21 protein-coding genes are annotated in these 23,522 nt (G+C 62.5%); 13 read left to right on the forward strand and 8 right to left on the reverse strand.

All coding sequences use genetic code 11. The annotated features are described in order from the left end of the window. Positions 1-6 precede the first annotated feature (6 nt). On the forward strand, positions 7-1,071 hold the full coding sequence (fba, locus tag UIB01_RS01630; RefSeq protein WP_038656248.1) for a class II fructose-bisphosphate aldolase: 1,065 nt from the start codon (positions 7-9) through the stop codon (positions 1,069-1,071). Between the two features lie 60 nt (positions 1,072-1,131). Here the strand turns inward: fba and UIB01_RS01635 are convergent, their stop codons facing one another. Continuing rightward, positions 1,132-1,512, reverse strand: a complete 381-nt coding sequence (locus UIB01_RS01635; RefSeq protein ID WP_038656250.1) for a response regulator — start codon at positions 1,510-1,512, stop codon at positions 1,132-1,134. Positions 1,513-1,803: 291 nt separating this feature from the next. Between UIB01_RS01635 and UIB01_RS01640 the strand changes: the two genes are divergently transcribed. The 6 genes from UIB01_RS01640 (at position 1,804) to UIB01_RS01665 (ending at position 6,597) form a co-directional block, all read left to right on the forward strand. Further along, on the forward strand, positions 1,804-2,418 hold the full coding sequence (locus UIB01_RS01640) for a class I SAM-dependent methyltransferase (RefSeq protein ID WP_038656252.1): 615 nt from the start codon (positions 1,804-1,806) through the stop codon (positions 2,416-2,418). A gap of 177 nt (positions 2,419-2,595) precedes the next feature. Beyond that, entirely contained in the window at positions 2,596-2,874 is a 279-nt protein-coding gene (locus UIB01_RS01645) for a DUF3509 domain-containing protein (RefSeq protein ID WP_013984288.1), read from the forward strand. 87 nt (positions 2,875-2,961) lie between these two features. Next, positions 2,962-3,435, forward strand: coding sequence for a PA2171 family ribosome-binding persister protein (locus tag UIB01_RS01650; RefSeq protein ID WP_038656256.1), 474 nt, complete (start codon positions 2,962-2,964; stop codon positions 3,433-3,435). 201 nt (positions 3,436-3,636) lie between these two features. Next, positions 3,637-5,889 (forward strand): putative bifunctional diguanylate cyclase/phosphodiesterase, encoded by a 2,253-nt coding sequence (locus UIB01_RS01655; RefSeq protein ID WP_038656258.1) that lies wholly within the window; start codon positions 3,637-3,639, stop codon positions 5,887-5,889. Positions 5,890-6,019: 130 nt separating this feature from the next. Continuing rightward, complete coding sequence (locus UIB01_RS01660; protein WP_038656260.1) at positions 6,020-6,349, forward strand: hypothetical protein; 330 nt, start codon at positions 6,020-6,022, stop codon at positions 6,347-6,349. A gap of 65 nt (positions 6,350-6,414) precedes the next feature. Further along, positions 6,415-6,597, forward strand: a complete 183-nt coding sequence (locus tag UIB01_RS01665) for a hypothetical protein (RefSeq protein ID WP_038656261.1) — start codon at positions 6,415-6,417, stop codon at positions 6,595-6,597. A 24-nt stretch (positions 6,598-6,621) separates the two neighbouring features. Here the strand turns inward: UIB01_RS01665 and UIB01_RS01670 are convergent, their stop codons facing one another. Continuing rightward, the gene (locus UIB01_RS01670) at positions 6,622-7,758 is read right to left on the reverse strand and encodes a BaiN/RdsA family NAD(P)/FAD-dependent oxidoreductase (RefSeq protein ID WP_051605125.1); all 1,137 of its coding nucleotides are present in this window, start codon (positions 7,756-7,758) and stop codon (positions 6,622-6,624) included. Positions 7,759-7,830: 72 nt separating this feature from the next. Between UIB01_RS01670 and UIB01_RS01675 the strand changes: the two genes are divergently transcribed. Continuing rightward, on the forward strand, positions 7,831-8,700 hold the full coding sequence (locus UIB01_RS01675) for a substrate-binding periplasmic protein (protein ID WP_080695035.1): 870 nt from the start codon (positions 7,831-7,833) through the stop codon (positions 8,698-8,700). A gap of 155 nt (positions 8,701-8,855) precedes the next feature. Here the strand turns inward: UIB01_RS01675 and yccS are convergent, their stop codons facing one another. Both yccS and dbpA read right to left on the reverse strand, forming a co-directional pair. Beyond that, positions 8,856-11,054 (reverse strand): YccS family putative transporter, encoded by a 2,199-nt coding sequence (gene yccS, locus UIB01_RS01680; protein ID WP_038656267.1) that lies wholly within the window; start codon positions 11,052-11,054, stop codon positions 8,856-8,858. Between the two features lie 134 nt (positions 11,055-11,188). Continuing rightward, positions 11,189-12,568 (reverse strand): ATP-dependent RNA helicase DbpA, encoded by a 1,380-nt coding sequence (gene dbpA / locus UIB01_RS01685; protein WP_038656269.1) that lies wholly within the window; start codon positions 12,566-12,568, stop codon positions 11,189-11,191. Positions 12,569-12,750: 182 nt separating this feature from the next. Between dbpA and rloA2 the strand changes: the two genes are divergently transcribed. From rloA2 to UIB01_RS01705, 4 genes are all read left to right on the forward strand, one after another. Then, positions 12,751-13,260, forward strand: coding sequence for a retropepsin-like aspartic peptidase RloA2 (gene rloA2 / locus UIB01_RS01690; RefSeq protein WP_038656271.1), 510 nt, complete (start codon positions 12,751-12,753; stop codon positions 13,258-13,260). 755 nt (positions 13,261-14,015) lie between these two features. Continuing rightward, a complete protein-coding gene (locus UIB01_RS01695) occupies positions 14,016-14,279 on the forward strand; it encodes a DUF4212 domain-containing protein (protein WP_038656273.1) in 264 nt (87 codons plus the stop codon). 5 nt (positions 14,280-14,284) lie between these two features. Then, complete coding sequence (locus UIB01_RS01700) at positions 14,285-16,054, forward strand: sodium:solute symporter family protein (RefSeq protein WP_038656275.1); 1,770 nt, start codon at positions 14,285-14,287, stop codon at positions 16,052-16,054. 98 nt (positions 16,055-16,152) lie between these two features. After that, positions 16,153-16,671, forward strand: a complete 519-nt coding sequence (locus UIB01_RS01705; RefSeq protein WP_038656277.1) for a hypothetical protein — start codon at positions 16,153-16,155, stop codon at positions 16,669-16,671. Between the two features lie 196 nt (positions 16,672-16,867). Here UIB01_RS01705 and UIB01_RS01710 read toward each other — a convergent pair whose 3' ends face one another. The 3 genes from UIB01_RS01710 to UIB01_RS01720 form a co-directional block, all read right to left on the reverse strand. Next, a complete protein-coding gene (locus UIB01_RS01710; RefSeq protein WP_038656279.1) occupies positions 16,868-17,575 on the reverse strand; it encodes a 3'-5' exonuclease in 708 nt (235 codons plus the stop codon). Next, on the reverse strand, positions 17,572-19,506 hold the full coding sequence (locus UIB01_RS01715) for a putative nucleotidyltransferase substrate binding domain-containing protein (protein WP_038656281.1): 1,935 nt from the start codon (positions 19,504-19,506) through the stop codon (positions 17,572-17,574). Before UIB01_RS01715 ends, UIB01_RS01710 begins: the two co-directional genes overlap by 4 nt. Positions 19,507-19,688: 182 nt before the next feature. Further along, positions 19,689-21,869 (reverse strand): malate synthase G, encoded by a 2,181-nt coding sequence (locus tag UIB01_RS01720; RefSeq protein ID WP_038656283.1) that lies wholly within the window; start codon positions 21,867-21,869, stop codon positions 19,689-19,691. Positions 21,870-22,085: 216 nt separating this feature from the next. Between UIB01_RS01720 and UIB01_RS01725 the strand changes: the two genes are divergently transcribed. Beyond that, positions 22,086-22,610: a glycine cleavage system transcriptional repressor gene (locus UIB01_RS01725; protein WP_038656285.1), complete on the forward strand. Its 525-nt coding sequence runs from the start codon at positions 22,086-22,088 to the stop codon at positions 22,608-22,610. 16 nt (positions 22,611-22,626) lie between these two features. Here UIB01_RS01725 and rarD read toward each other — a convergent pair whose 3' ends face one another. Further along, a complete protein-coding gene (gene rarD / locus UIB01_RS01730; RefSeq protein WP_015275360.1) occupies positions 22,627-23,517 on the reverse strand; it encodes an EamA family transporter RarD in 891 nt (296 codons plus the stop codon). Positions 23,518-23,522 lie beyond the last annotated feature (5 nt).

The raw sequence follows: 23,522 nt of genomic DNA on the forward strand, positions 1-23,522 counted from the left end.
GAAAACATGGCACTCATCAGCATGCGCCAGATGCTCGACCACGCCGCCGAGTTCGGCTACGGCGTGCCGGCCTTCAACGTCAACAACCTCGAGCAGATGCGCGCCATCATGGAAGCGGCCGACAAGACCGACTCCCCGGTGATCGTCCAGGCTTCCGCCGGTGCGCGCAAATACGCCGGTGCGCCGTTCCTGCGTCATCTGATCCTGGCGGCGATCGAAGAATTCCCGCATATCCCGGTGTGCATGCATCAGGACCACGGCACCAGCCCGGATGTCTGCCAGCGCTCGATCCAGCTGGGCTTCTCCTCGGTGATGATGGATGGCTCGCTCCGCGAAGACGGCAAGACCCCCGCCGACTACGACTACAACGTCCGCGTGACCCAGCAGACCGTGGCCTTTGCCCATGCCTGCGGCGTTTCCGTGGAAGGCGAACTGGGTTGCCTGGGCAGCCTGGAAACCGGCATGGCCGGCGAGGAAGACGGTGTCGGTGCCGAGGGCGTGCTTGACCACAGCCAGCTGCTGACTGACCCGGAAGAAGCCGCCGACTTCGTCGCCAAGACCAAGGTCGATGCCCTGGCGATTGCCATCGGCACCAGCCACGGCGCCTACAAGTTCACCAAGCCGCCGACTGGCGACACCCTGTCGATCCAGCGCATCAAGGAAATCCATGCGCGCATCCCGGACACCCATCTGGTGATGCACGGTTCCTCGTCGGTGCCGCAGGAGTGGCTGCAGATCATCAACCAGTACGGTGGTGAAATCGGTGAGACCTACGGCGTGCCGGTCGAGGAAATCGTCGAGGGCATCAAGTACGGCGTGCGCAAGGTCAACATCGATACCGACCTGCGTCTGGCCTCCACCGGCGCGATTCGCGAGTTCATGGCGAAGAACCCCAGCGAGTTCGACCCGCGTAAATACTTCGCCAAGACCGTCTCGGCCATGCGCGACATCTGCATCGCGCGCTACGAAGCCTTCGGTACAGCCGGCAATGCCAGCAAGATCAAGCCGATCTCGCTGGAAGGCATGTTCCAGCGCTACGCCAGTGGTGAACTGGACCCGAAGATCAACTGATCGGTCCTGATATGAAAAAGCCCGCTTCGAGCGGGCTTTTTCGTTTGTGCCTGACCTCGTTCAGCTGGCGAGCAACTGCTGGATCTGGCTGCGCAGCGTGTCCAGGGCGAAGGGTTTGGCCAGTACCGGCGCGGAGCGAGCGATCGGGCTGCCCGACTCGTAGATCTCGATCGGATAGCCGCTGATGAAGATCACCTTGAGGTCGGGACGCAGCTTGAGCGCAGGTTCGGCGATCATCACGCCCGAGACGTTGCCCGGCAGGCGGAAGTCGGTCACCAGTAGATCCAGATGCGGCTTGGTCGCCAGGATTTCGAACGCCTTGGGCGCACTGTCCGCCTCCAGCACCTGGTAGCCCTCGCCGGCCAGATAATCCGAGAGCAGGCTGAGGATATGCGGCTCGTCTTCGACGAGCAGGACGATTTTCGGCGGTGCGTGGTTCATGGTGGTCTCGATGTTGCCTTACGTGCTGCATGCCAGCCCATTGCGAGCCGGACAGGGTTTCGACAGGTTACGCGCTGCAAGTTTCAGTCCTGCAGCCAGACGGTCGTCACTTTCGCTGCGCTGCTGTGCGCTGGCGCACGTTGTGAACAGCATCCTCGCCGCTTCGGACGCTGCGCTCAAGGCCGACCTTAGCTGGGGGCGCCTAGCTGGGGGCGCCTAGCCGGGCGCCCCTGCTGGCCCTGGATGGCGGGCCGCGGTAGGGTGGTCGGCCAGGTATTGCAGGAGTTCACCATGAGCGAATCGGAGCAGGCAGCGCAGCGCACTCTCGACTACTACCGCTTCAACGCCGAGGCGTTTCGCGAGGGCACCCGAGAGCACGACGTTAGCCAGAACCTCGATGCCCTTTTGCGTCACATTCAGGCCCAGCCCCCGCTGCGCATTCTTGACCTGGGCTGCGGCCCCGGCCGCGACCTGAAGGCGCTCACCGCCCGTGGACATGTTGCGGTCGGGCTTGATGGTACCGAGACCTTCGTCGAAATGGCGCGAGCGGACAGCGGCTGTGAGGTCTGGCAACAGGACCTGCTGCACCTGCAACTGCCGGCTGAATCGTTCGACGGCATCTTCGCCAACGCGGTGCTCTTCCATGTCCCGAGCGTGCATCTGGCAAACGTTCTGGCGCACCTGCACGGCACGCTGAAGCCGGGCGGGGTGCTGTTCTGCTCCAATCCCCGCGGGCAGGACGAGGAGGGCTGGAACGGCGATCGCTATGGCGTCTGGTACTGCTGGCCGACCTGGCGTAAGCACTTGCTGGCGGCCGGCTTCGTTGAACTGGAGCATTATTACCGCCCAGCAGGGCTGCCCACGGCGCAGCAGCCGTGGCTTGCGAGCGTCTGGCGCAAGGCCTGAGCCGTCATTGCAGGCCGCAGAATGCAACCTGCGTCACGCTTCGTATTGCGTTTTGCACGGCTTAATGCTTTGTATGTTAAACGTAAGTCGTTGTTTATAAAGGAAAAATATTGGTATGTAAGGTTGGCACGAACGCTGCTCCATTACGTGCGCTGGAACTTATTGGAGTACAGAACAATGACCGCTGCACAACAATTCCTTACTGCTGCTTTTCCTGAGTTCGAAGTGCTCACCGAGCCCCGCCCGGATGGCGGATTGCTGCTGACCCTGCGTAACGACGACCGCACCCTGGTCAAGCGTGCGCTCTCCAAGGGGCAGACCCAGACCAGAATTCAACTCGAGTGGGTCGTCAGCTCGGTTCGCCGCGACCTGGCGCTGGAGGCGGGGATGTCGCCTTCCATCGCGCACCTACAAAGCCAGAGCCGTACCGCACTGCCCACATACGAGTACGCCTGAGCCTGCGGCTGCGGTTAATGCCGCAGCCGTTTTTCGAGCCGGGCAGTGCAGCCCGGTTCTTTGCCGTGAAGCCGAAGAGGACAGCACATGAACGCCATCGACCTGCTTATTGAGGATCATGAGCGCGTGAAGGACCTGCTGACGCGCCTGACCGAATCCACCGAGCGCGCCGTGAAGACGCGCACCGAACTGCTGAGCAAGCTGGAAATGGAAGTGACCATCCACACCCAGCTGGAAGAGCAGATTCTCTATCCCGCCTACAAGGAAGCCGGCGGCAAGGAAGAGAAAAAGATGTACCACGAGGCCAAGGAAGAACACCGCGCGGTGGATGCGCTGGTACTGCCGGACCTCAAGGCCACCGATCCCGGCAGCCTCGAGTTTTCCGGTCGCGCCAAGGTGTGCAAGGAGCTGCTTGAGCACCATATCGAGGAAGAGGAGTCGGAAATGTTCCCGCAGGCGCGCGAGCTGTTCGATGCCAAGCGTCTCGAAGAGATGGGTGAGCAGATGACCGAGCTGCGCAATCGTCTGAAGAAGGAGCTGGCGGCCAAACTGGCGGCCTGAATTCCGCCCGGCAAAACCGGGGCTTGCCGCCCCGGTCCGCTCTACCATGGTCTGCCCCGGGACCATCTGCTTTGCTGACCTGCATCAACAACGCCGCGGGACCTCGCTGCGACCCTTGATGGCTCAACAGCATCATCTGACCCAAGGCCTCGACCAAACCTGCGCTGTCGAGTGATGCGGGCTCAGCGTATAGGGGCAGGGATGGAAGACGAGCTGAAGGCATTGCTACAACGGGTCGGGCTGGGCCTCGATCAGATTCTTGTGCGCAAACGCTTCCTGCAATGGCAGGCCGGCGACGGGGTGCGGCTGAACCGCGCTGCGGCGGAGCTGGAGCCCGCGCACCTCGCCTTCATCGAAAAACTCTACGAGCACCTGAGCGGGTTCGGCCAGCCCTCCGTCATGCAGAACGATGCTGTTGGAATGGCACGGCTGAAGCAGCGTCAGCAGGACTACTATCGCCGTCTGTGGCGCGGCCCCTACGAGCGTGATTACGTGCGCGACCGGCTGCTGGTCGGGCTGGTGCATCAGCGCATGGGTGTCGACCTGGAATGGTATCTGGGCGCGTATCGTCTCTACCTGTCGGAAATGCTGCGGACCCTGCTTGGGGAGGGCGAGCAGCATGCGGTCTACGACAGCCTGCTGAAAATCGTCTTCTTCGACATGATCCTGGCCATCGACACCTACAGCGCCGCGCAGCGGCATGCGCTGGAGGACAGCGAGGCGCGCCTGACCCGAGCACTGCGCGGCTCCGAGGACGGCATCTGGGAGTGGGACGTGGAGCGCGACGAGCTGCACCTCTCCGAACGCTGGACCGCCATGCTGGCGATGCCGATGCAGCCCAGCTATTGCAGCCGCAGCTGGTTCGAACGTGTGCATCCGGATGACCTACCCGGGCTGCGCGAAGCGATCGCCGATCACCTCAATGGCCGTTCTCCTTCGCTGGCGCATGAGTACCGTGTACGTACCGAATCTGGTGATTATCTTTGGGTGCTGGTGCGTGGGGTAGCCGAACGCTGTGAGCAGGGCACGTTGCGCATGGCCGGTTCGCAGACCGACATCAGCGCCCGCAAGGCAGCCGAGGAATGCCTGCGCCATGCAGCCCGTCATGATGCGCTTACCGGTCTGGCCAACCGCCTGCATCTCGACGAGTTGCTCAGGGAGGTGCAACAGCGCCCGCATGGGCGGGCGGCGGCGCTGCTCTTTATCGACCTGGATCGTTTCAAGCTGATCAATGACAGCCTCGGGCATGCCGCTGGCGATCAGGTTCTGGTTGATGTGGCGCAGCGACTGCTGTGCTGCCTGCGTCCGGGCGATCATCTGGCGCGCTTCGGTGGTGACGAGTTCGTCGCCCTGCTCGGCGATCTGGCCTGCGAAGCCGATGCCGAGCGCGTGGCGCAGCGGATGCTGGTCGCGCTGCGCGAGCCGTTGCAGCTTGGCGAGCGCACGCTGTCGGTCAGTGCCAGCATCGGCATCGCGCCCTTGCAGCGCGAAGGCCAGGCGCTGAACGTTCTGCAGGCTGCGGATCTCGCCTTGTATCGGGCGAAGAGCGCCGGCAAGGATCAGTTCGCGCTGTTCTGCGATGGTCTGCACTCCAAGGCGGCACGCCAGTTGGAGCTGGAAAGCGCCCTGGCGCAGGCGCTGGCGCGGCGAGAGTTCGCCTTGCACTACCAGCCGATCTGCCGCGTCGAGCATGGGCAGCCCTATCTGCTGGGCGTCGAAGCGCTGCTGCGCTGGCGTTTCAACGACACGCCAGTGGCACCCAGCGAGTTCATTCCGGTACTGGAGGAGTCTCGCGAGATCGTCCGCGTGGGCGAATGGGTACTGCGCGAGGCCTGCCGTCAGGTCCGTTGTTGGCAGCAGGCAGGGCAGACGCAGCTCTACTGTGCGGTCAATCTGTCGATCCGTCAGCTGCAGCAGGTCGACTTCGCCGAACTGCTGGCCCGCGTGCTGCGGGAAACCGGGCTGCCGCCGCATAGCTTGCTGCTGGAGATCACCGAGACCCTGCTGATGCACGACAGCGAGATGATGCTGAACTGTCTGCACGAGATTGCTGCGCTGGGGGTGCGCCTGGCGCTGGATGATTTCGGCACGGGCTACTGCTCGCTGGGCTATCTGAAGCGCTATCCGCTGCATGTGCTCAAAGTCGATCGCAGCTTTATCGCGGCAGCGCCGGATGATGCCGATTCAGTGGCGATCAGTCGCGCCATCATCGGTCTAGGCCAGAGTCTGGGCCTGGCGGTGGTTGCCGAAGGGGTGGAGCGGTCCGAGCAGATCGAGTTTCTCGTCGCGCAGGGCTGCCAGACGGTGCAGGGTTACTGGTTCAGCCCGCCCCGGCCGGCGGCCGAGTTGCAGTCACTGTTCGATGGCACGCGCAGTGCCGACGGCCTCTGGGGCCTGCGGCACGCGAGACAGACGTTGCCCAGTTGCGCGGCGGTGCAGCCGGTGCCGGGCTGAGCTGGGCCGGCGCGCGGTCTCAAACGGCCCGGCGGGGCACTCTTGCGCCTCGAGGCGGTCAACCTTCTGTGGATCTGATGATTCAAGAACTCTCCGGCTATCCGCCGGACCACTCTGAAGGAGGTTAACCATGCGTCTTACCTATCTGCTGCCCCCCGTACTCGGACTTCTTTTGGTCGGTTGCGGCCCGGACGAAGACCGCGAGCGTGAGCCGACTCCGCCGCCGGCGACCACCGAGCAGCCTGCGGCACCCTCCAGTGATACCACCACACCGCCTGCAGGCACTGGCACTGGCACCGGTACTGGTACCGCGCCGAGCACTGGCACTGGCACTTCCGGCGACATGGCGACTCCGCCGGCCGACAACGGCAGCGGCCTGGGCACCGAATCCGGCTCCGGCACTGCGCCTAGCACCGGCACGGGCACTGCGCCAAGCACTGGTACCGGCACGTCGCAATAAGCGCGATACCACCTGATCCGGGCACCTTGCGCGTTGCGCGAGGTGCCTTCAGCAGGAGAAAAACCATGAAGTGGACGTATGCATTGGCGGGCGCGCTGACTGCGCTGGCGCTGGTCGGTTGCTCGCCGGACGAGGAAGAGTCGGCGTTGGATAACAATACTCGCAATCAGCAGGAGTATCAGAACACCGCGACCGATCCGGCTGGTCCGCGGGAAATATCGCCGCCGTCCAACCGGACCAACGAGTAACCCGTCGATTCGGCTCTGCGCCGGCTAGACGAACTGTCCGGCAGCGTAGGCCGAAGCCCAGGCCCACTGGAAATTGAAGCCGCCCAGATGGCCGGTGACGTCCAGCACTTCGCCGACGAAGTAGAGCCCGGCTGATTTCTGCGATTCCATGGTCTTGGACGACACCTCTCGGGTGTCCACCCCTCCTAGCGTCACCTCCGCGGTGCGATAGCCCTCGGTGCCGGCCGGCACCAATTGCCAATCCGCGAGCTTGTCGGCGATCGCCTCCAATTCACTGGGGACGTACTGCTTCAATGGCTTGGAAACGAACCAGTGCTCGCAGAGCAGGCCGGCCATCTTGCGCGTGAAGACTTCTCCCAGCACGGTTTTCAGCTCGGCGTTGGGCCGTTCCTGTTTCTGCGCGGACAGCCACTCGTTCAGGTCCAGGTGCGGCAACAGGTTGATGTGCACCACCTCGCCCGGTTGCCAGTAGGACGAGATCTGCAGGATCGCCGGCCCCGACAATCCGCGATGGGTGAACAGGATGTTCTCGCGGAAGCTCTGGCCATTGCAGCTGACCAGGCAATCCTCTACCGATGTGCCGGAAAGCTCGGTGCAAATGGTCTTGAGTTGCGGCTCGGTGATGGTGAAGGGCACCAGTCCCGCACGGGTCGGCAGTACGTTGTGACCGAACTGACGGGCAATCTGATAACCGAAGCCGCTGGCACCCAGTGTCGGGATCGACAAGCCGCCAGTGGCAATTACCAGCGATTGGCAATGCACCGCGCCTACGCCGGTCTGCAACTCGTACCCTTCGTCACGCTTGGCAATCGACTCGACCGCGGTATCCAGGCGCAGGTCGACGCCGGCCTGGGCGCATTCGTCCAGCAGCATCTCCAGGATGTCGCTGGACTTGTTATCGCAGAACAGCTGGCCGAGCTTCTTCTCGTGATAGGGGACGCCATGACGGTTGACCATCTCGATGAAGTCCCACTGGGTGTAGCGTGCCAGCGCGGACTTACAGAAATGCGAATTGCTTGAGAGGAAGTTGGCCGGCTCGGTGTACAGATTGGTGAAGTTGCAGCGCCCCCCGCCGGACATGAGGATCTTTTTGCCGGCCTTGTTGGCGTGATCCAGCAGCAGGACCTGACGACCCCGTGCAGCGGCGGTGAAGGCACACATCAGGCCCGCCGCACCGGCGCCGATTATCACCACGTCTATCTGCACACTGCTTACCTCGTCAGAAAACGCGCGATGGTACTCCTGCCGCAGTTTCGATGCAGCCCGGCATCCGACGAGACGTGGGCGTCAACCGGCGCGCTTTGTGCTTTGATTGGGGATGATAGCGTTTCGCCAGAAGAGCGAGAAAATTTGACCGGCACACGACGCGTCATCGGGTTGATATTGCTGCTGGCAAGCGCTTCGCTGCCCGCCGAAGTGCTTCGTCTGGCCGGTAACGTCTGGCCTCCCTACACCGACCGGAGCCTGCCCGGTGACGGGGTGTCGGTCGAGCTCATCCGCACCGCGCTCGGCCGTGCGGGTTACCAGGTGGAATACATTGAGGTGCCCTGGGAGCGTGCATTGTTGGGGCTGCGCAACCGAAGCTACGACATGGTCAACGGCTGGTCGACGGTCAAACGTGTCGACTTCACGCACAGCTCCCGCCCGTTTCTGATCAACCGGATGCGCTGGGTCCAGCGGCGCGGGAGCAACATCCGTTATGACGGGCTCGACAGCCTGGTCGGTCATCCGATCGTGCTGAGCCGCGGCTACATGTACAGCGACGAGCTGGATCAGGACGCGCGTCTGCAGAAGGGGTACGCCGCCAATTTTGTCCAGGCGGCCAAGATGGTGCTCGCCGGGCGTGTCGACCTGACGCTGGAGGACGAGCTCACTGCGCTGTTCCACCTGGAGCGCGAGCTGGGGCATGAGCGGGATGCGCTGGAGTTCGTGCCGGGTGAATTCCGGCGGGCTGGCCTGTCGCTGTTGGTGCGCAGCGACCATCCTCGCTCGGCCGATATCATCGCGACCTTCAACCGGGAGATCACCGCGATGATCGCTGATGGCAGCTATGCGGCGATCTTTGTGCGCCACGGAATGCCGGTCCCAAAGGCGTTGCCCTAGTGGCTTGTTTGGTAAGTTCAGCTGGTCAATTTCGGCGCCCATGGCCCTGATACTGCTTGCTACTCCTTGCCGTAAGCCGCTATGACTCGTCACAGCGCCTTGTCTCAGAGTCATGTTCATCCGAACTTTCCTCAACCAACTCACCGCTCAGGCGACTAGCGCGAATCCTGAGCCTGGCCTGTCGGTCGTTGCCTGATCAGGTGCGAGGCCATGCTGCGCAGTGGTGCCAGCTGCCGGCAGATGAGCCCCAGCTGCGTCTGCACCAGACGGTGGGCATCGTCCATCTCGTCAGGGGTCTGCTCCAGCTGCTGCGCCAGCGCCTCTTCCTCCTCGCTGTAGATGGCGACGGGTTTGTTTTGCGCCAGTGCGGCGGCCAGGTCGTCGAGACTCTTCGCCAGCTGCTTCGCGGCGTTTTCCAGCAGTGCGTCGCGTGCATCGTCCGGCAGGCTCTCGCGATGGGCGCCGAGCCCGGAGAGGTAGTTGAGCAGGGTGTGGGAAAGGATCAGGAAGCGAAAGCCGGTTTCGGCATCCTTTCGGAAGTGGCCCGGTTCCAGCAGCATGTTCGATAACGTGGTAGACAGCGCCGCGTCGGCGTTATGGGCGTTGCGTCGCGCCAGCCGATAGGCCAGGTCGTCGCGCTTGCCGCTGTCGTACTGGCGCATGATCTGGCGCAGATAGTCGCTGTTGCAGCTGAGCGTATTGGCGACCACCTGATTCAAGCGCCGGCCTTGCCAGTCCGGCAGGATAAGGAATACCGCGGCGGCGGCGATCAGGCTGCCGAGCAGGGTATCGAACAGCCGCGGCCAGATCAGGCCATAGCCGTCGCCAACCTGGTTGAAGCAGAACAGCACCATCAGTGTGATGGCCGCGGTAGCCAGCGTGTAGCGCGTGCTGCGGGTGGCGAAGAACACCACGCCGGCGACCACGGCGAACAGCGCCTGGATCGGCTGGCTGGGGAACAGATCGAACAGTGCCCAGCCAGCGACGAGCCCCAATACAGTGCCGCTGATGCGCTGCACCAGCTTGATGCGGGTGGCGCCGTAGTTGGGCTGACAGACGAACACGGTGGTCAGCAGCACCCAGTAGCCTTGCTCGGGATGGATGGCATGCAGCACCGCGTAGCCGGCGACCAGGGCAATCGTCATGCGCAGCGCATGGCGGAACAGCAGCGAGGTGGGTGTCAGCTGCAGGCGAATGCGATTGAATGCTTCGCGCAGGGTTTGCGGCTGGCGGTCAAGCAGGCTGCTGTCCGCTTCGCCGTCCAGGGTGCCGGGATCACTGGCACTGGCGAGCTGACCCTGCAGGGTGGAAAGGTTGCCGGACAGTGCGCGCAGCGAGCGCAGCAGGCCACGCCAGGCCGGGTTGTTCTGCCCGCGCAGATGCTCCAGCGAGGCCTGCAGGTCTTCCAGCGCCTGCGCATTGGCGTCGCTGTAGCGAAATGCCTGGCGCATCTGGATGGCCTCGCCAAGTTCCGCGCAGGCGCTGGCCTGCAGACGCAGCAGGCGCTGGCAGCGAAACAGTACGTCGCTGTGGAAGAAGGCTTCGGCCAGGGCCTGGTAGGGGTAGTGCGACGAGCTGACCCGCTCGTGCAGATCCTGGGCGAGGAAATACAGCTTCAGATAGTGATTGATCTTGCCGCCTGGGCGACCGTTGCCGAGACGATGCAGCAGCGTTTCCTTGGCCGCATTCAGGGCGCTGACCACGCGGCCGTTCTGCTGGGCCAGCTCAAGGCGCCGCTGTTCGACATCCAGCTGGCGGACCGGCTCGAACAGCGCGGCCTTGTAGCGAAAGTACAGGGCGAGTTCGCGGTACAGCCGCGCCAGTGTCTGTTGCACCGGCTGGTGGGCGAACAGCGCGTTCCAGCACACCGAGAGCAGGCCGTACCAGGCAGCGCCGACGACCAGCAGTAGCGGGTCGCGCCAGAAATGTTGCAACTCGCCGTTGCGCTGGTCGGCAGCGATCATGCTGTAGATCGCGAGGATCAGCGTGGCCTGGGCGATCGCCCCGTAGCGCTCGCCGAGCGCGCCGAGCATGACTAGTGCGAAGGTGGAGATCGCCAGGCCGGCGACGAACAGCCAGGGATACGGAAACAGCAACTCGACAGCCACGGCAGCGATGCTGAAGCACAGCAGCGTGACCAGCAGTGCATTCAGCCGGCCCAGCCAGCTGTCATCGGTTTCCGCCAGCGCGCTGGCAATGATGCCGAGGAACAGCGGAATGATCAGCGTCGGCTGGCCGAGGTACCAACTGAGCCCCATGCTGCCGGCCATCGCGATCAGCACGCGCAGGCTGTAGCCAAACTTCTCCAGCGCCCAGAGGCGACGTAGGGATTGGCTGAGCGAGGGTTGCGGCATGGAGCGATCCGTTGGTGTGGGCCTGATTGGACGAAACCACCGCGCACGCTGTCACGCTTGGCTCCTGCGTTCAACCAGCCGGCTTAACTAAAGTCGGTCGGTATCTGCGCTCGGCGCAAGCGGCGCCAGGCCTGTCAGAGCACACGGACCTTCAGCGAGCGGCCCTTGATCTTACCTTCATTGAGGCGTTTGAGTGCCTGCTTGGCCACGCCGCGCTCGACGGCGACGAACGCCTGGAAATCGAAGATGGCAATCTTGCCCACCTGGATGCCGGGAATGCCGGCATCGCCAGTCAGCGCCCCGAGGATGTCGCCTGGGCGCAGCTTGTCCTTGCGGCCCGCCCCGATGCACAGGGTCGCCATCGGCGGTTGCAACGGCGCTCCGGCCTTGGCCTTCAGGCCATCCAGTGGCTGCCAGTTGAGCGGCGCCTGCTGCAGTTTTTCGATGGCCTGTGCGCGATGGGCTTCAGCCGGCGCGACCAGGCTCACGGCCAGGCCCTGATTGCCGGCGCGGCCCGTGCGCCCGACCCGGTGCACATGGATTTCCGGATCCCGCGCCAGCTCGACGTTGATCACCATGTCCAGCGCGTCGATATCCAGCCCGCGCGCCGCGACGTCGGTCGCCACCAGCACCGACAGACTGCGGTTGGCGAACATCGCCAGCACCTGATCACGGTCGCGCTGCTCGAGGTCGCCGTTCAACGCCATGGCCGAGATGCCGTTGGCGCTCAGGTGATCGACCAGTTCCTGGCATTGCTGCTTGGTGAAGCAGAACGCCACGCAGCTTTCCGGACGAAAGCTCGCCAGCAGCCGTGTCACGGCATCCATGCGCTGCTCGGGATCGATCTCGTAGAAGCGCTGCTCGATCTGGGCGTCATCGTGCAGCGCTTCAGCGCGCACCTGTTGCGGATCGCGCATGAAGCTCGCCGAAAGCTGTTTGATGCCGGCGGGGTAGGTGGCCGAGAACAGCAGCGTTTGCCGCCTGGCCGGGGTCTGGCCGATGATCTCGGCGATGGCGTCGTAGAAACCCATGTCCAGCATCCGATCGGCTTCATCGAGTACCAGGGTATTCAGTCCGTCGAGCTTCAGCGTGCCCTTCTTCAGGTGCTCCTGCACCCGCCCCGGCGTTCCGACGATGACGTGTGCACCATGTTCCAGCGAGGCGATTTGCGGCCCGATCGACACCCCACCACAGAGCGTGAGGATCTTGATGTTGTCCGCTGCCCGTGCCAGGCGGCGCAGCTCCTTGGCCACCTGATCGGCCAGCTCGCGGGTCGGACACAGCACCAGCGCCTGGCAACCGAAATAACGCGGGTTGAGCGGTTCGAGCAGCGCGATGCCGAAGGCGGCCGTCTTGCCGCTGCCGGTCTTGGCCTGGGCGATCAGGTCCTGGCCCTTGAGCATGACTGGCAGGCTCTGCGCCTGGATCGGTGTCATCGCGGCGTAGCCGAGTGCATCGAGATTGGCCAGCATGGCGGCGGAAAGAGACAGGGAAGAAAAAGCGGTACTGGGCACGGGAAAAGTCTTCGGACGGGAATCGATCTGCAGTCTATCAGCTGCCGAGGCATGCGTCGGGCGCGAAGCGCGGGCGTGGCAATGCGCCGGCATGATGAAACGTTTTGAAAAGGCCGCTAGACGGAACCCCTCGCCACCACCCTGATCGAAAATTGTCCATTACCCGCTCTCAGGAGGTTGTTTTGTCTCGCGTTCTTTTCCTTACCGGTTTGCTGGCGCTACCCGCGTTCGCCGCCGAGCCCACACTCTACGGACGTTACGAACACATCAAGATCGAACAGATCGGCAAGACCTTGCCGGCCAAGATGGATACCGGCGCCATGACCGCATCGCTGTCGGCACGGGACATCGAGCAGTTCAAGCGGGACGGCGAGGACTGGGTCCGCTTCCGCCTTGCAGTCGACGGCGCCGATGACACTCTTTATGAGCAGCGCCTGCTGGGCATCAGCCGCATCAAGTCGCGCGCCGAGGAGTCCGGCAATGTCGACCCGGACAGCGAGCCACCGCGGGCCGAGCGCCCCATCGTCGGCATGCAGTTGTGCATCGGCGACCAGTTGCGAGATGTCGAAGTCAATCTGACCGACCGCACCCACTTCAGCTATCCCTTGCTGATTGGTGCCGAGACCATCCGTGATCTGAACGCAGCGATCTACCCGACAGCGAAATACACGGCGGGTCAGCCGACCTGCTAGCGCCGTTTCGCCAGTCGAGCGAAGCGTTCTTTTGCGCCACGCCAAGCGCCAGGGGCAGCAGGCCGGGTGGCCGGCCCCGCGGCGTCAATTGCTAGCACCGGTGGCGCCCGGTGCAGCGGGCGGCTGGCGCCTTCCTTATATACCCTGTGCTGTTGCCGGGAGGCGGCATCGCTGCTCTGCGCGGCTTGGGTAGAGTTCTGCTGCCTCCAGACCACACTGTCGCTGTGCGCATGGGGCTACGCCTGGGAGCAGGGCGATGTATTGAAAGCGATGTGTTGAAATAAAAGAGCCATACAATAAAGATAGTTTATTTTTTGTAGGTTCTTTGTTTTTAGTCGGTTGATTAAATTTATCTAATATTGATTAAGCGGCGCGGTTAGTTGCTTTCTAATTTATTCGGCTCTCTTCAACAAGCTTTTAATTAATTCAAATGGGCTCCCTGCGCGGTGAATATATGGCGGTTGGAATTCCCATGACCGGTCAGTCTTGAAATGGATGCCGAGGCGACAGCCGGCGATCGGCGCGATTCCCCTAGGTCTTTCGCGCAGCCTGTCTGCGACGAAGGTTAGCGCTCGTCTGCTGGCAGATCGCTTGTAGACAGGTCGAGGTGTGCGAGCGGCTCTGTTCGACAGCTTCACAGCGGTACTGGGTCGATCGTCAGACTAAAGTCGGGGCTTTCAATCATAAAGGCACCCCTGCTAAATTCAGCATGTGGGTTCCCTTCACACGCAATAAAAATAAGGCGGAGAACGTCAATGGCCGACAACGATAAAGAAAATGCTGCTGCGTACTGGAAGGCGAATGTTCGCCTTATCACTTGGAGCTTGGTGGTCTGGGCTCTTGTCTCGTATGGTTTCGGTATCCTCCTGCGCCCGCTGGTATCCGGCATCCCGGTTGGGGGCACGGATCTAGGCTTCTGGTTCGCTCAACAGGGTTCCATCATCACGTTCATTTTGATCATCTTCCACTACGCGTGGCGGCTGAACAAATTGGACAAGGAATTCGGGGTTGAGGAGTAACCACAATGAGCCAATATTGGATCAACATGATGTTCGTGGGCGCGTCCTTCCTGCTCTATATAGGAATCGCGATCTGGGCCCGCGCTGGGTCGACTAAGGAATTCTACGTTGCTGGTGGTGGCGTTCACCCCGTTACCAACGGTATGGCGACTGCGGCAGACTGGATGTCTGCAGCTTCCTTCATTTCCATGGCCGGTCTGATCGCTTCCGGCGGTTATGCCACTTCCGTTTACCTGATGGGTTGGACCGGTGGCTACGTGCTGCTGGCGATGCTGCTGGCGCCCTACCTGCGTAAGTTCGGCAAGTTCACTGTGCCGGACTTCATCGGTGACCGCTTCTACAGCCGTGGCGCGCGCCTGGTAGCTGTCGTCTGCCTCATCCTCATCTCCGTTACTTACGTAATCGGTCAGATGGCAGGTGCTGGTGTGGCGTTCTCCCGCTTCCTGGAAGTGAGCAACTCCGCCGGTATCTGGATTGCTGCTGCCATCGTGTTCGCCTACGCGGTATTCGGCGGCATGAAGGGCATCACCTACACCCAGGTGGCGCAGTACGTGGTTCTAATCATCGCCTACACCATCCCGGCCGTGTTCATTGCCATGCAGCTGACTGGCAACCCGATTCCGATGCTGGGTATGTTCGGCACCCACGTCGAGTCCGGCGTGCCGCTGCTGGACAAGCTGGATCAGGTTGTTACTGACCTTGGCTTCGCTGCCTACACTGCTGACGTCGACAACAAGCTGAACATGTTCCTGTTCACCCTGTCGCTGATGATCGGTACTGCTGGTCTGCCACACGTAATCATTCGCTTCTTCACCGTACCGAAGGTAGCTGATGCCCGCTGGTCCGCTGGCTGGACCCTGGTCTTCATCGCCCTGCTGTACCTCACCGCTCCGGCCGTTGCCTCCATGGCACGTCTGAACCTGGTCAATACCATCTATCCGGAAGGCCCGCAGGCCGAAGCGATCCGCTACGAAGATCGTCCAGATTGGGTACAGACCTGGGAAACGACTGGCCTGATCAAGTGGGAAGACAAGAACGCCGACGGTCGTGTGCAGATGTACAACGACGCCAGCGCCGCCTTCGCTCCGACCGCTGCAGAGCGTGGCTGGAATGGCAACGAGCTGACCGTGAACAACGACATCATCGTTCTGGCCAACCCGGAAATCGCCAATCTGCCAAGCTGGGTCATCGGTCTGATCGCCGCAGGTGCTATCGCTGCTGCGCTCTCGACTGCTGCGGGTCTGTTGCTGGCGATCTCGTCTGCCATCAGTCATGACCTTATTAAGACACTCATCAATCCGAAGATCAGCGAGAAGAACGAGATGCTGGCTGCTCGTCTTTCCATGACGGCAGCGATCCTGCTGGCAACCTGGTTGGGTCTGAATCCTCCGGGCTTCGCCGCGCAGGTGGTGGCACTGGCGTTCGGTCTTGCGGCAGCGAGCCTGTTCCCGGCGCTGATGATGGGTATCTTCTCCAAGCGCGTGAACAGCAAGGGTGCCGTCGCCGGTATGCTGGTTGGTGTGGTTTCCACCGCCGTGTACATCTTCCTGTACCTGGGCTGGTTCTTCATCCCAGGCACTGCGAGCATCCCGAACACGCCTGATCAGTGGTGGATGGGGATCTCCCCGCAGGCCTTCGGTGCTGTGGGTGCCATCCTGAACTTCGCTGTTGCCTACGCTGTGTCGATGGCTACCGAAGCGCCGCCGCAGGAAATTCAGGATCTGGTCGAGAGCGTTCGTACCCCGAAAGGTGCTGGCGTTGCGCTTGATCACTAACTGATAATGCAGCCGGACGTCAGACCTGCTCTGACACAAGGTTGAGGTAGAAGTCGGGCTTCCATATGGAAGCCCGATTTTTTTAGGGGGAGTTGTATATGTTCTGGCATCTAATTGCGGCAATCGTCGCAGGTGTAGCGGGAGCCGGTATCGGGCTGCTGCTGCGCTCACTGACGCGGAAGCGGTTGCCGAAATGGATCATTCCCGTATGTGCCGGTCTGGGGATGCTGAGTTACACCATCCACTACGAGTACACCTGGTTCGAAACCAAGCAAGCGCGCCTGCCAGCGGGATCGGTGGTGGTCATGAGTGAAGAGGGCGAAATGCTCTGGCGCCCGTGGACGATGATCTATCCGATGCCATTGGCCTATACGGTGCTCGATGGCGCAAACGCCCAGGTGCAGGACACCAGCCAGGGGCGTCTCGGTCGTTTCGTGCTGTATCGTTTCGAGAAGCAACACCTGACATCGACCGTAAAGAGCGCCAGCTATCAGTTGATTTGCGCGGAAAAGGCGATGTTCAGGCTGAACGAAGCCGGCGAGGCGAAGATCGAGACGCTGACCGAGCTGGAAGCTGATTCACCGTTGTATCAGGCTATTTGTGAGGCCCGTCGGTAACGAGGGGTTGCTTACAGCGTGCGGACTCCGCGCATCAGCATCATCTGATGCGCGCCGTGACGAAACAGTCTGGGCGGTTCCGCAATGGAGCCGTGGTCAGCTAAGTGGCATTGACCGCACGCGACCATAATCGATGGCCCCTCCCCAGCTGCCTGCTGACATTCCACTGGCGCAGCGCTACTGCATCAATTCCCGATCAGATCGAGTTGAACGCAGCCTTGCGCGCGCGTTGCCAGCATCTCAGTCGTTGAGCCAGTTCGTCGAGGCTGGTCAGGCCTATGCGTTGCGCACGGTTGAGCAGAATCAGGGCGATCTCTGCGGTCGCCATGGCGTCGGCGGATGCATTGTGGCGCTGTGGGATGTGGATATTGAAATAGTCGAGCCAGTGATCCAGGCCGCCGCGATGAATCATGGCCTCGGGGAAGAGCATGGGCGCCAGATCGGCTACATCGAGGAAGGTGTGGTCCATCGAGTAGCCAAGCTCCCTCTTCAGCGCGCGACCCAGCATGCGCTGGTCGAATGGAGCATGAAAGGCCAGGATCACGCTGCCAGCAGCAAACTCCATGAAGCTCAGTAGCGCTTCGGCGGGCGGCAGTCCGTTAGCCAGTTCGCTTGGGGCGATCCCGTGGATCAGCACGCTTTCGGTGACCTTGACCTGACGACACAGCGTGCATTCGAACTGCTGGGAGTAATCGATAGCGCCGTCTTCGATGACGACCGCGCCGATGGCGATGACCAGGTCGCGCTTGAGATGCAAGCCGGTGGTTTCCAGATCCAGCACCACCAGGCGCTGTTGGCGCAGCGGGATACTCTGCGGCGCCAGTGGGGGCAGCAGCTCGTCAATGCGTTGTTGCTGCTCGGCAGGCAGCTTCGGGCCGCGTGGGTTGAACCAGAACATACTCATAGTTGATAGCGCACCGCGAGACTGGCCTGTAGCCGCTGGGCCTGGCGGAAGGACTCGCGCAGGATTCGGCGGTCCAGCACGTTGAGGGTATCTGGATCCAGGCGGTTGGAATAGGGCAGTCCATCGCGTGCCTGCTGTTGGTGATGCTGCATGCGAGTCTGCTGGATAAAGTGGTAGGCCTCTTCGTAGGCCGCACCATCCTTCTTCTCGATGACGCCCTTCTCCATCAACTTGCGCAAGCGTTCAAGGGTGTTGCAGGTGCCGATATCGTTGCTCAGTGCCAGCAGTCGGGCACCATCGACGAAGGGGGTCAGGCCCTGAACCTTGAGGTCCAGCGTGTCCTTGCCCTCGCCCTTGCGAGCCACAACGAAGTCACGGAAACGGCCGACCGGCGGGCGATGGCGCAAGGCATTTTCGGCCATCATGCGCTGGAACAGGCGGTTTTCGCCGATCTCCTCGAGCAGATCGCGGCGTAATTGCTCACAGCCTTCGGCCGGCCCCCAGACGCTGCGCAGGTCGAAATAAATGGTGCTGCCGAGCAGATTTTCCGGCGTTGCTTCGCGGACGAATGAGCTGAAGCGCCGGCTCCACTCTTGGCGCGAAAGACACAGCTGGGGGTTGCTGGCCATGATGTTGCCTTTGCACAGCGTGAAGCCGCAGGCGTCGAGGTCACGGTTTATGCGTTCGGCCAGCGGTAGCAGGCGACCGCGGATATGTGCAGCTTCGGCTGCATCGGCGGCCTCGAAGAGAATGCCATTGTCCTGGTCGGTGTACAGCGTCTGTTCCTGACGGCCTTCGCTGCCGAAACACAGCCAGGTGAACGGCACACCCGGATCGCCGATGTGCTGGATGGCCAGCTCGATTACCCGACACACGGTATGGTCGTTGAGCAGCGTGACGATGCGGGTGATCTGAGTCGACGAGGCGCCATGGGCGAGCATGTTGTCGACCAGCTGCCTGATGCGGCTGCGGATGACGACCAGGGCATCGACGCGATCGGCATGACGAATGGTCTGCGCCAGGTGCACCAGATCCACGCGCTGCAGGGAGAACAGGTCGCGTTCGGAAATCACGCCCCGCAGCAGGCCATCTTCAACCACGCAGACATGGGCAATATGTCGCTCGGTCATGGCGATCGCCGCATCGAAGGCGGTGGCGTCCGGCGGCAGATAGAACGGATCGTGGGTCATGAACTGCGCGATCGGCTGGCTAAGGTCGCTGGTGCCGGTACCGATCACCCGGCGCAGATCGCGCAGGGTGAATATGCCTTGCGGATGCAATGCTTCATCGACGATGACGATGCTGCCGACGTTTTCCTCCTGCATCATCGCTACCGCTTCGTTGAGTGGCTTGGAGGGCAGGCAGGACACCGGATGGTGAAGCGCCAGCTCACCGATGCTGGTCTCGAGTGAATACTGCTCGCCCAGGCTCTCCACGGCGCGCATCTGCGCCTGTTGGTTGACCAAGTCGAGCAGGCTGCTGACGCCGCGCATGGCGAAGTCACGAAACACCGAGGACTGGGAAACCAGCTGGACGAAGGCGGGCTTGCCGAGCAGGAAGCAGAAGGTGTCTTCGGCGGCCAGATGAGCGGTGCGCGTTGCCCGTTCTCCCATGAGCGCTGCCATGGGAAAGCACTCGCCAACGATCACTTCGAAGGTGGTGTCGGTGCCGCGCTTGGCAGTATGCGGGCGCTGACCATGAACACGGCCCTGCTTGACGATATAGAAGTGCTGCACCACGCCGTCGTCCGGTGAAATGATGCAATCGCCTTCGGCATAGAAGCGCAGCTCACAGTTTTCCACCAGGTAGGCCAGGTGAGCCGGTTCCATCTGGTTGAACGGGGCGTACTTGCGCAGAAACTCCATGGTGCCATGGATGTTTTGCAGTACGGCCGTCTTCCCAGCCTGGGAAAAGGCGTCGGGTGTGCTCATGGTTGGCTTCCATTTTTTGTTAATGGTGGGCTGCGGGCCGGTTGGACCCAATTGGACGTAAGTCTAGTCAGCTCGAGGGGTGTGCGAGCTGATCGGGGTCAGCCTCGTGTTGCGGGCTGTTGCAACGGTGCAGGCATAAAAAACCGCCCCGAAGGGCGGTTCCTGTGCAGCGCTGACGCGGATTACAGGCCGTTCTTGGCCTTGAACTCGCGACGGCGGCGGTGCAGTACTGGCTCGGTGTAGCCGTTGGGCTGCTTGGTGCCTTCGAGGACCAGCTCCAGGGCAGCCTGGAAGGCCACACTGTTGTCGAAGTCCGGCGCCATCGGGCGGTACAGCGGATCACCCTGGTTCTGGCGGTCGACCACCGGCGCCATGCGCTTGAGGCTTTCGACGACCTGATCCTTGGTCACCACGCCATGGCGCATCCAGTTGGCCACGTGCTGGCTGGAGATACGCAGGGTGGCGCGGTCTTCCATCAGCGCGATGTCGTTGATGTCCGGCACCTTGGAGCAGCCGACGCCCTGTTCGACCCAGCGAACCATGTAGCCGAGGATGCCCTGCGAGTTGTTGTCCAGCTCGTTGCGCTTCTCTTCCTCGCTCCAGTTGGTGTCTTGCGCCAGCGGGATGGTGAGGATGTCGTCGATGGACGCCTTCTCGCGCTTGGCCAGTTCGACCTGACGCGCCTGCACGTCGATCTTGTGGTAGTGCATGGCGTGCAGGGTGGCGGCGGTCGGCGACGGCACCCAGGCGGTGTTGGCGCCGGCCATGGGGTGGCCGACCTTCTGCTCGAGCATCGCCGCCATCAGGTCAGGCATGGCCCACATGCCCTTGCCGATTTGCGCCTTGCCCTGCAGGCCGCAGGCCAGACCCACGTCTACGTTGTTGTTCTCGTAGGCGCTGATCCACTTCTCGGCCTTCATGGCCGCCTTGCGCACCATCGGGCCGGCTTCCATGGAGGTGTGGATTTCGTCACCGGTGCGGTCGAGGAAGCCGGTGTTGATGAACACCACGCGCTCGCGCGCTTCCTTGATGCAGGCCTTGAGGTTGATCGTGGTACGACGCTCCTCGTCCATGATGCCGACCTTCAGGGTGTTGCGCGGCAGACCGAGGACGTCCTCGACGCGACCGAACAGCTCGGTGGCGAAGGCCACTTCTTCCGGGCCGTGCATCTTCGGCTTGACGATGTACATCGAGCCGGTGCGAGTGTTCTTGCGGCTGGTGTTGCCGTTGAGGTTGTGCACCGCGATCAGGCTGGTGAACAGGCCGTCCATGATGCCTTCCGGCACCTCGTTGCCTTCCTTGTCGAGGATGGCATCGTTGGTCATCAGGTGACCGACGTTACGGATGAACAGCAGGGAGCGGCCATGCAGGGTCAGCTCGCCGTTACCGTCGGCCTTGCTGTAGACGCGGTCCGGGTTCATGGCGCGGGTGATGCGCTTGCCGCCTTTCTCCAGCTCTTCGACCAGGTCGCCCTTCATCAGGCCGAGCCAGTTGCGATAGACGATGGTCTTGTCGTCGGCGTCGACGGCGGCGATGGAGTCTTCGCAGTCCATGATGGTGGTCAGCGCCGATTCCATCAGGATGTCTTTCACGCCGGCCGCGTCGGTCTGGCCGATCGGGCTGGCCGGGTCGATCTGGATCTCGAAGTGAATGCCGTTGTTCTTCAGCAGCACGGCGATCGGTGCGCTGGCTTCGCCCTGGAAGCCCTGCAGCTGGGCCGGGTTCTTCAGGCCGGTGGTGCTGCCGTCCTTGAGCGAAACGACCAGCTTGCCGCCTTCGATGCGGTAGCCGGTGGAATCGACGTGGGAGCCGGTTTCCAGCGGTGCGGCTTCATTGAGGAAGTTGCGCGCGTAGGCGATGACCTTGTTGCCGCGGATTTCGTTGTAGCCCGGGCCCTTGCTGGCGCCGTCCGCTTCGGAGATGGCATCGGTGCCGTAGAGGGCGTCGTACAGCGAGCCCCAGCGGGCGTTGGCGGCGTTCAGGGCGAAGCGCGCGTTCATGATCGGCACCACCAGCTGCGGGCCGGCCATGCGGGCGATTTCTTCGTCGACGTTCTCAGTGGTGGCCTGGAAGTCTTCGGCTTCCGGCAGCAGGTAGCCGATTTCTTGCAGGAAGGCTTTGTACGCCACGGCATCGTGGGCCTGACCGGCGCGAGCCTGGTGCCAGGCGTCAATCTGCGCCTGCAGTTCGTCACGCTTGGCCAGCAGCGCGCGGTTCTTCGGCGCCAGGTCGTGGATGACGCTGTCGGCGCCGGCCCAGAAGGCGGCGGCATCGACGCCGGTACCGGGAATCGCTTCGTTGTTCACGAAGTCGTACAGGACTTTGGCGACCTGCAGGCCACCGACTTGAACGCGCTCAGTCATTACTCGCCTCACTTGGTTCTTCTAATTCGACGGACAGTTCGTTTCTTGTAGTCCGAGTCGCCGGATACTACATGAAGCGCCGGCGAAAATCAGTCCGCCGAAAGAGCCCCCTGCGACGACGGGGGCTGCGCTGCAGGCTGCCACCGAGGCAGCTGCCTGCTATACCTAATGGGCCGTCGCTACCGCGTGAGCGATTCCCCAGCACAGGAGCAGTCCATGGATCACCTCGTTCTTACCGTCATTGCCGAAGATCAGCCGGGTCTGGTCGAACGTCTGGCCAAGTGCATCGCCGATCATGGCGGCAACTGGCTGGAGAGCCGCATGTCGCGCATGGCCGGGCAGTTCGCCGGCATTCTGCGGGTGGCCGTGCCGCAGCAGGCCCATGCCGAGCTTACCGCTGCGCTACAAGGGCTGGAGGCGCAGGGCATTCGCGTCCTGCTGGCGCACAGCGGCACGGAGCCGGTAGAGAGCTGGCAGGAAATCCAGCTGGAGCTGGTCGGCAATGATCGTCCGGGCATTGTGCGCGACATTACCCATCTGCTGGCCACGCACGGCGTCAACCTGGAAAGCCTGGATACCGAGGTGCTGCCGGCGCCGATGAGCAGCGAGCTGCTGTTCCGCGCCGAGGTGCGCCTGGCCGTGCCGAGCGAGCTGTCGCTGGAAGTCCTGCAACAGCGGCTGGAAGCGCTGGCCGATGACCTGATGGTCGAACTCAAGCTGCAACCTGCCGAGAAATCCTAGTCGGCTGGCGGCATGTTCAGCCGGCGCTTTTACGCATGATGCGCCAGGCGTCCAGGCTGTACACCGCAAGCCCCGCCCAGATGCAGAAGAAGGCCAGCTGACGGTCGACCGGAAAGGGTTCGCCGAACAGCTGTACGGCGAGGATCAGCAGCAGCGTCGGCGTCAGGTACTGCAGGAAGCCCAGGGTCGAATACGGCAGGTGGCGCGCGGCGGCGTTGAAGCCGAGCAGTGGAATCAGCGTCACCGGCCCGGCGGCCATCAGCCAGAGCGCATCGCTGCTGGTCCAGAATGCCGGTTCGGTGCTGGTGCCGCTGCTGAACCAGAACAGCCAGACCAGCGCTACCGGCAACAACATCCAGGTCTCCACCACCAGCCCGGGTAACGCGGCGACCGGCGCCAGCTTGCGCAGCAGGCCGTAGCTGCCGAAGCTCAGCGCCAGCACGATGGAAATCCATGGGAATTCACCGAGCATCAGCAGCTGCAGGCTGACGCCGACAGTGGCCATCGCCACCGCCAGCCACTGCAGCGGGCGCAGCCGCTCGCGCAGCACGAGCATGCCGAGCAGCACGTTGACCAGCGGATTGATGTAGTAGCCCAGGCTCGCCTCGACCATCCGATCGTGGTTCACCGCCCAGACGTAGATCAGCCAGTTGGCGGCGATCAGCACGCTGGAGATGCCGAGCACGCCGAGGCGACGCGGGTGTGCCAGCAGTTCGCGCCACCAGCCTGGATGGCGCCAGACCAGCAGCACCAGCGAGCCAAACACGGCCGACCAGATCACCCGCTGGGTGACGATCTCGAGCGCGCCGTATTGTTCGAGTGCCTTGAAGTAGAGCGGGAACATGCCCCAGATGCTGAAGGTGGCCAGCCCCAGCAGATAACCCTTGCGCAGATTGGCGGTAGCCATGACGT

Origin of the sequence: Stutzerimonas decontaminans (assembly GCF_000661915.1) — a bacterium.
Taxonomy (GTDB): domain Bacteria; phylum Pseudomonadota; class Gammaproteobacteria; order Pseudomonadales; family Pseudomonadaceae; genus Stutzerimonas; species Stutzerimonas decontaminans.

Bases quoted from the DNA above. Each gene is read 5' to 3' on its own strand.
- rarD (WP_015275360.1), bottom strand. From the start codon at position 23,517: ATGGCTACCGCCAATCTGCGCAAGGGTTATCTGCTGGGGCTGGCCACC.
- UIB01_RS01660 (WP_038656260.1), top strand. From the start codon at position 6,020: ATGCGTCTTACCTATCTGCTGCCCCCCGTACTCGGACTTCTTTTGGTC.
- UIB01_RS01710 (WP_038656279.1), bottom strand. From the start codon at position 17,575: ATGAGTATGTTCTGGTTCAACCCACGCGGCCCGAAGCTGCCTGCCGAG.
- UIB01_RS01720 (WP_038656283.1), bottom strand. From the start codon at position 21,869: ATGACTGAGCGCGTTCAAGTCGGTGGCCTGCAGGTCGCCAAAGTCCTG.
- UIB01_RS01665 (WP_038656261.1), top strand. From the start codon at position 6,415: ATGAAGTGGACGTATGCATTGGCGGGCGCGCTGACTGCGCTGGCGCTG.
- UIB01_RS01670 (WP_051605125.1), bottom strand. From the start codon at position 7,758: ATGTGTGCCTTCACCGCCGCTGCACGGGGTCGTCAGGTCCTGCTGCTG.
- UIB01_RS01655 (WP_038656258.1), top strand. From the start codon at position 3,637: ATGGAAGACGAGCTGAAGGCATTGCTACAACGGGTCGGGCTGGGCCTC.
- fba (WP_038656248.1), top strand. From the start codon at position 7: ATGGCACTCATCAGCATGCGCCAGATGCTCGACCACGCCGCCGAGTTC.
- UIB01_RS01635 (WP_038656250.1), bottom strand. From the start codon at position 1,512: ATGAACCACGCACCGCCGAAAATCGTCCTGCTCGTCGAAGACGAGCCG.
- UIB01_RS01715 (WP_038656281.1), bottom strand. From the start codon at position 19,506: ATGAGCACACCCGACGCCTTTTCCCAGGCTGGGAAGACGGCCGTACTG.
- UIB01_RS01725 (WP_038656285.1), top strand. From the start codon at position 22,086: ATGGATCACCTCGTTCTTACCGTCATTGCCGAAGATCAGCCGGGTCTG.
- UIB01_RS01645 (WP_013984288.1), top strand. From the start codon at position 2,596: ATGACCGCTGCACAACAATTCCTTACTGCTGCTTTTCCTGAGTTCGAA.
- UIB01_RS01650 (WP_038656256.1), top strand. From the start codon at position 2,962: ATGAACGCCATCGACCTGCTTATTGAGGATCATGAGCGCGTGAAGGAC.
- UIB01_RS01640 (WP_038656252.1), top strand. From the start codon at position 1,804: ATGAGCGAATCGGAGCAGGCAGCGCAGCGCACTCTCGACTACTACCGC.
- yccS (WP_038656267.1), bottom strand. From the start codon at position 11,054: ATGCCGCAACCCTCGCTCAGCCAATCCCTACGTCGCCTCTGGGCGCTG.
- UIB01_RS01705 (WP_038656277.1), top strand. From the start codon at position 16,153: ATGTTCTGGCATCTAATTGCGGCAATCGTCGCAGGTGTAGCGGGAGCC.
- UIB01_RS01675 (WP_080695035.1), top strand. From the start codon at position 7,831: ATGGTACTCCTGCCGCAGTTTCGATGCAGCCCGGCATCCGACGAGACG.
- UIB01_RS01700 (WP_038656275.1), top strand. From the start codon at position 14,285: ATGAGCCAATATTGGATCAACATGATGTTCGTGGGCGCGTCCTTCCTG.
- UIB01_RS01695 (WP_038656273.1), top strand. From the start codon at position 14,016: ATGGCCGACAACGATAAAGAAAATGCTGCTGCGTACTGGAAGGCGAAT.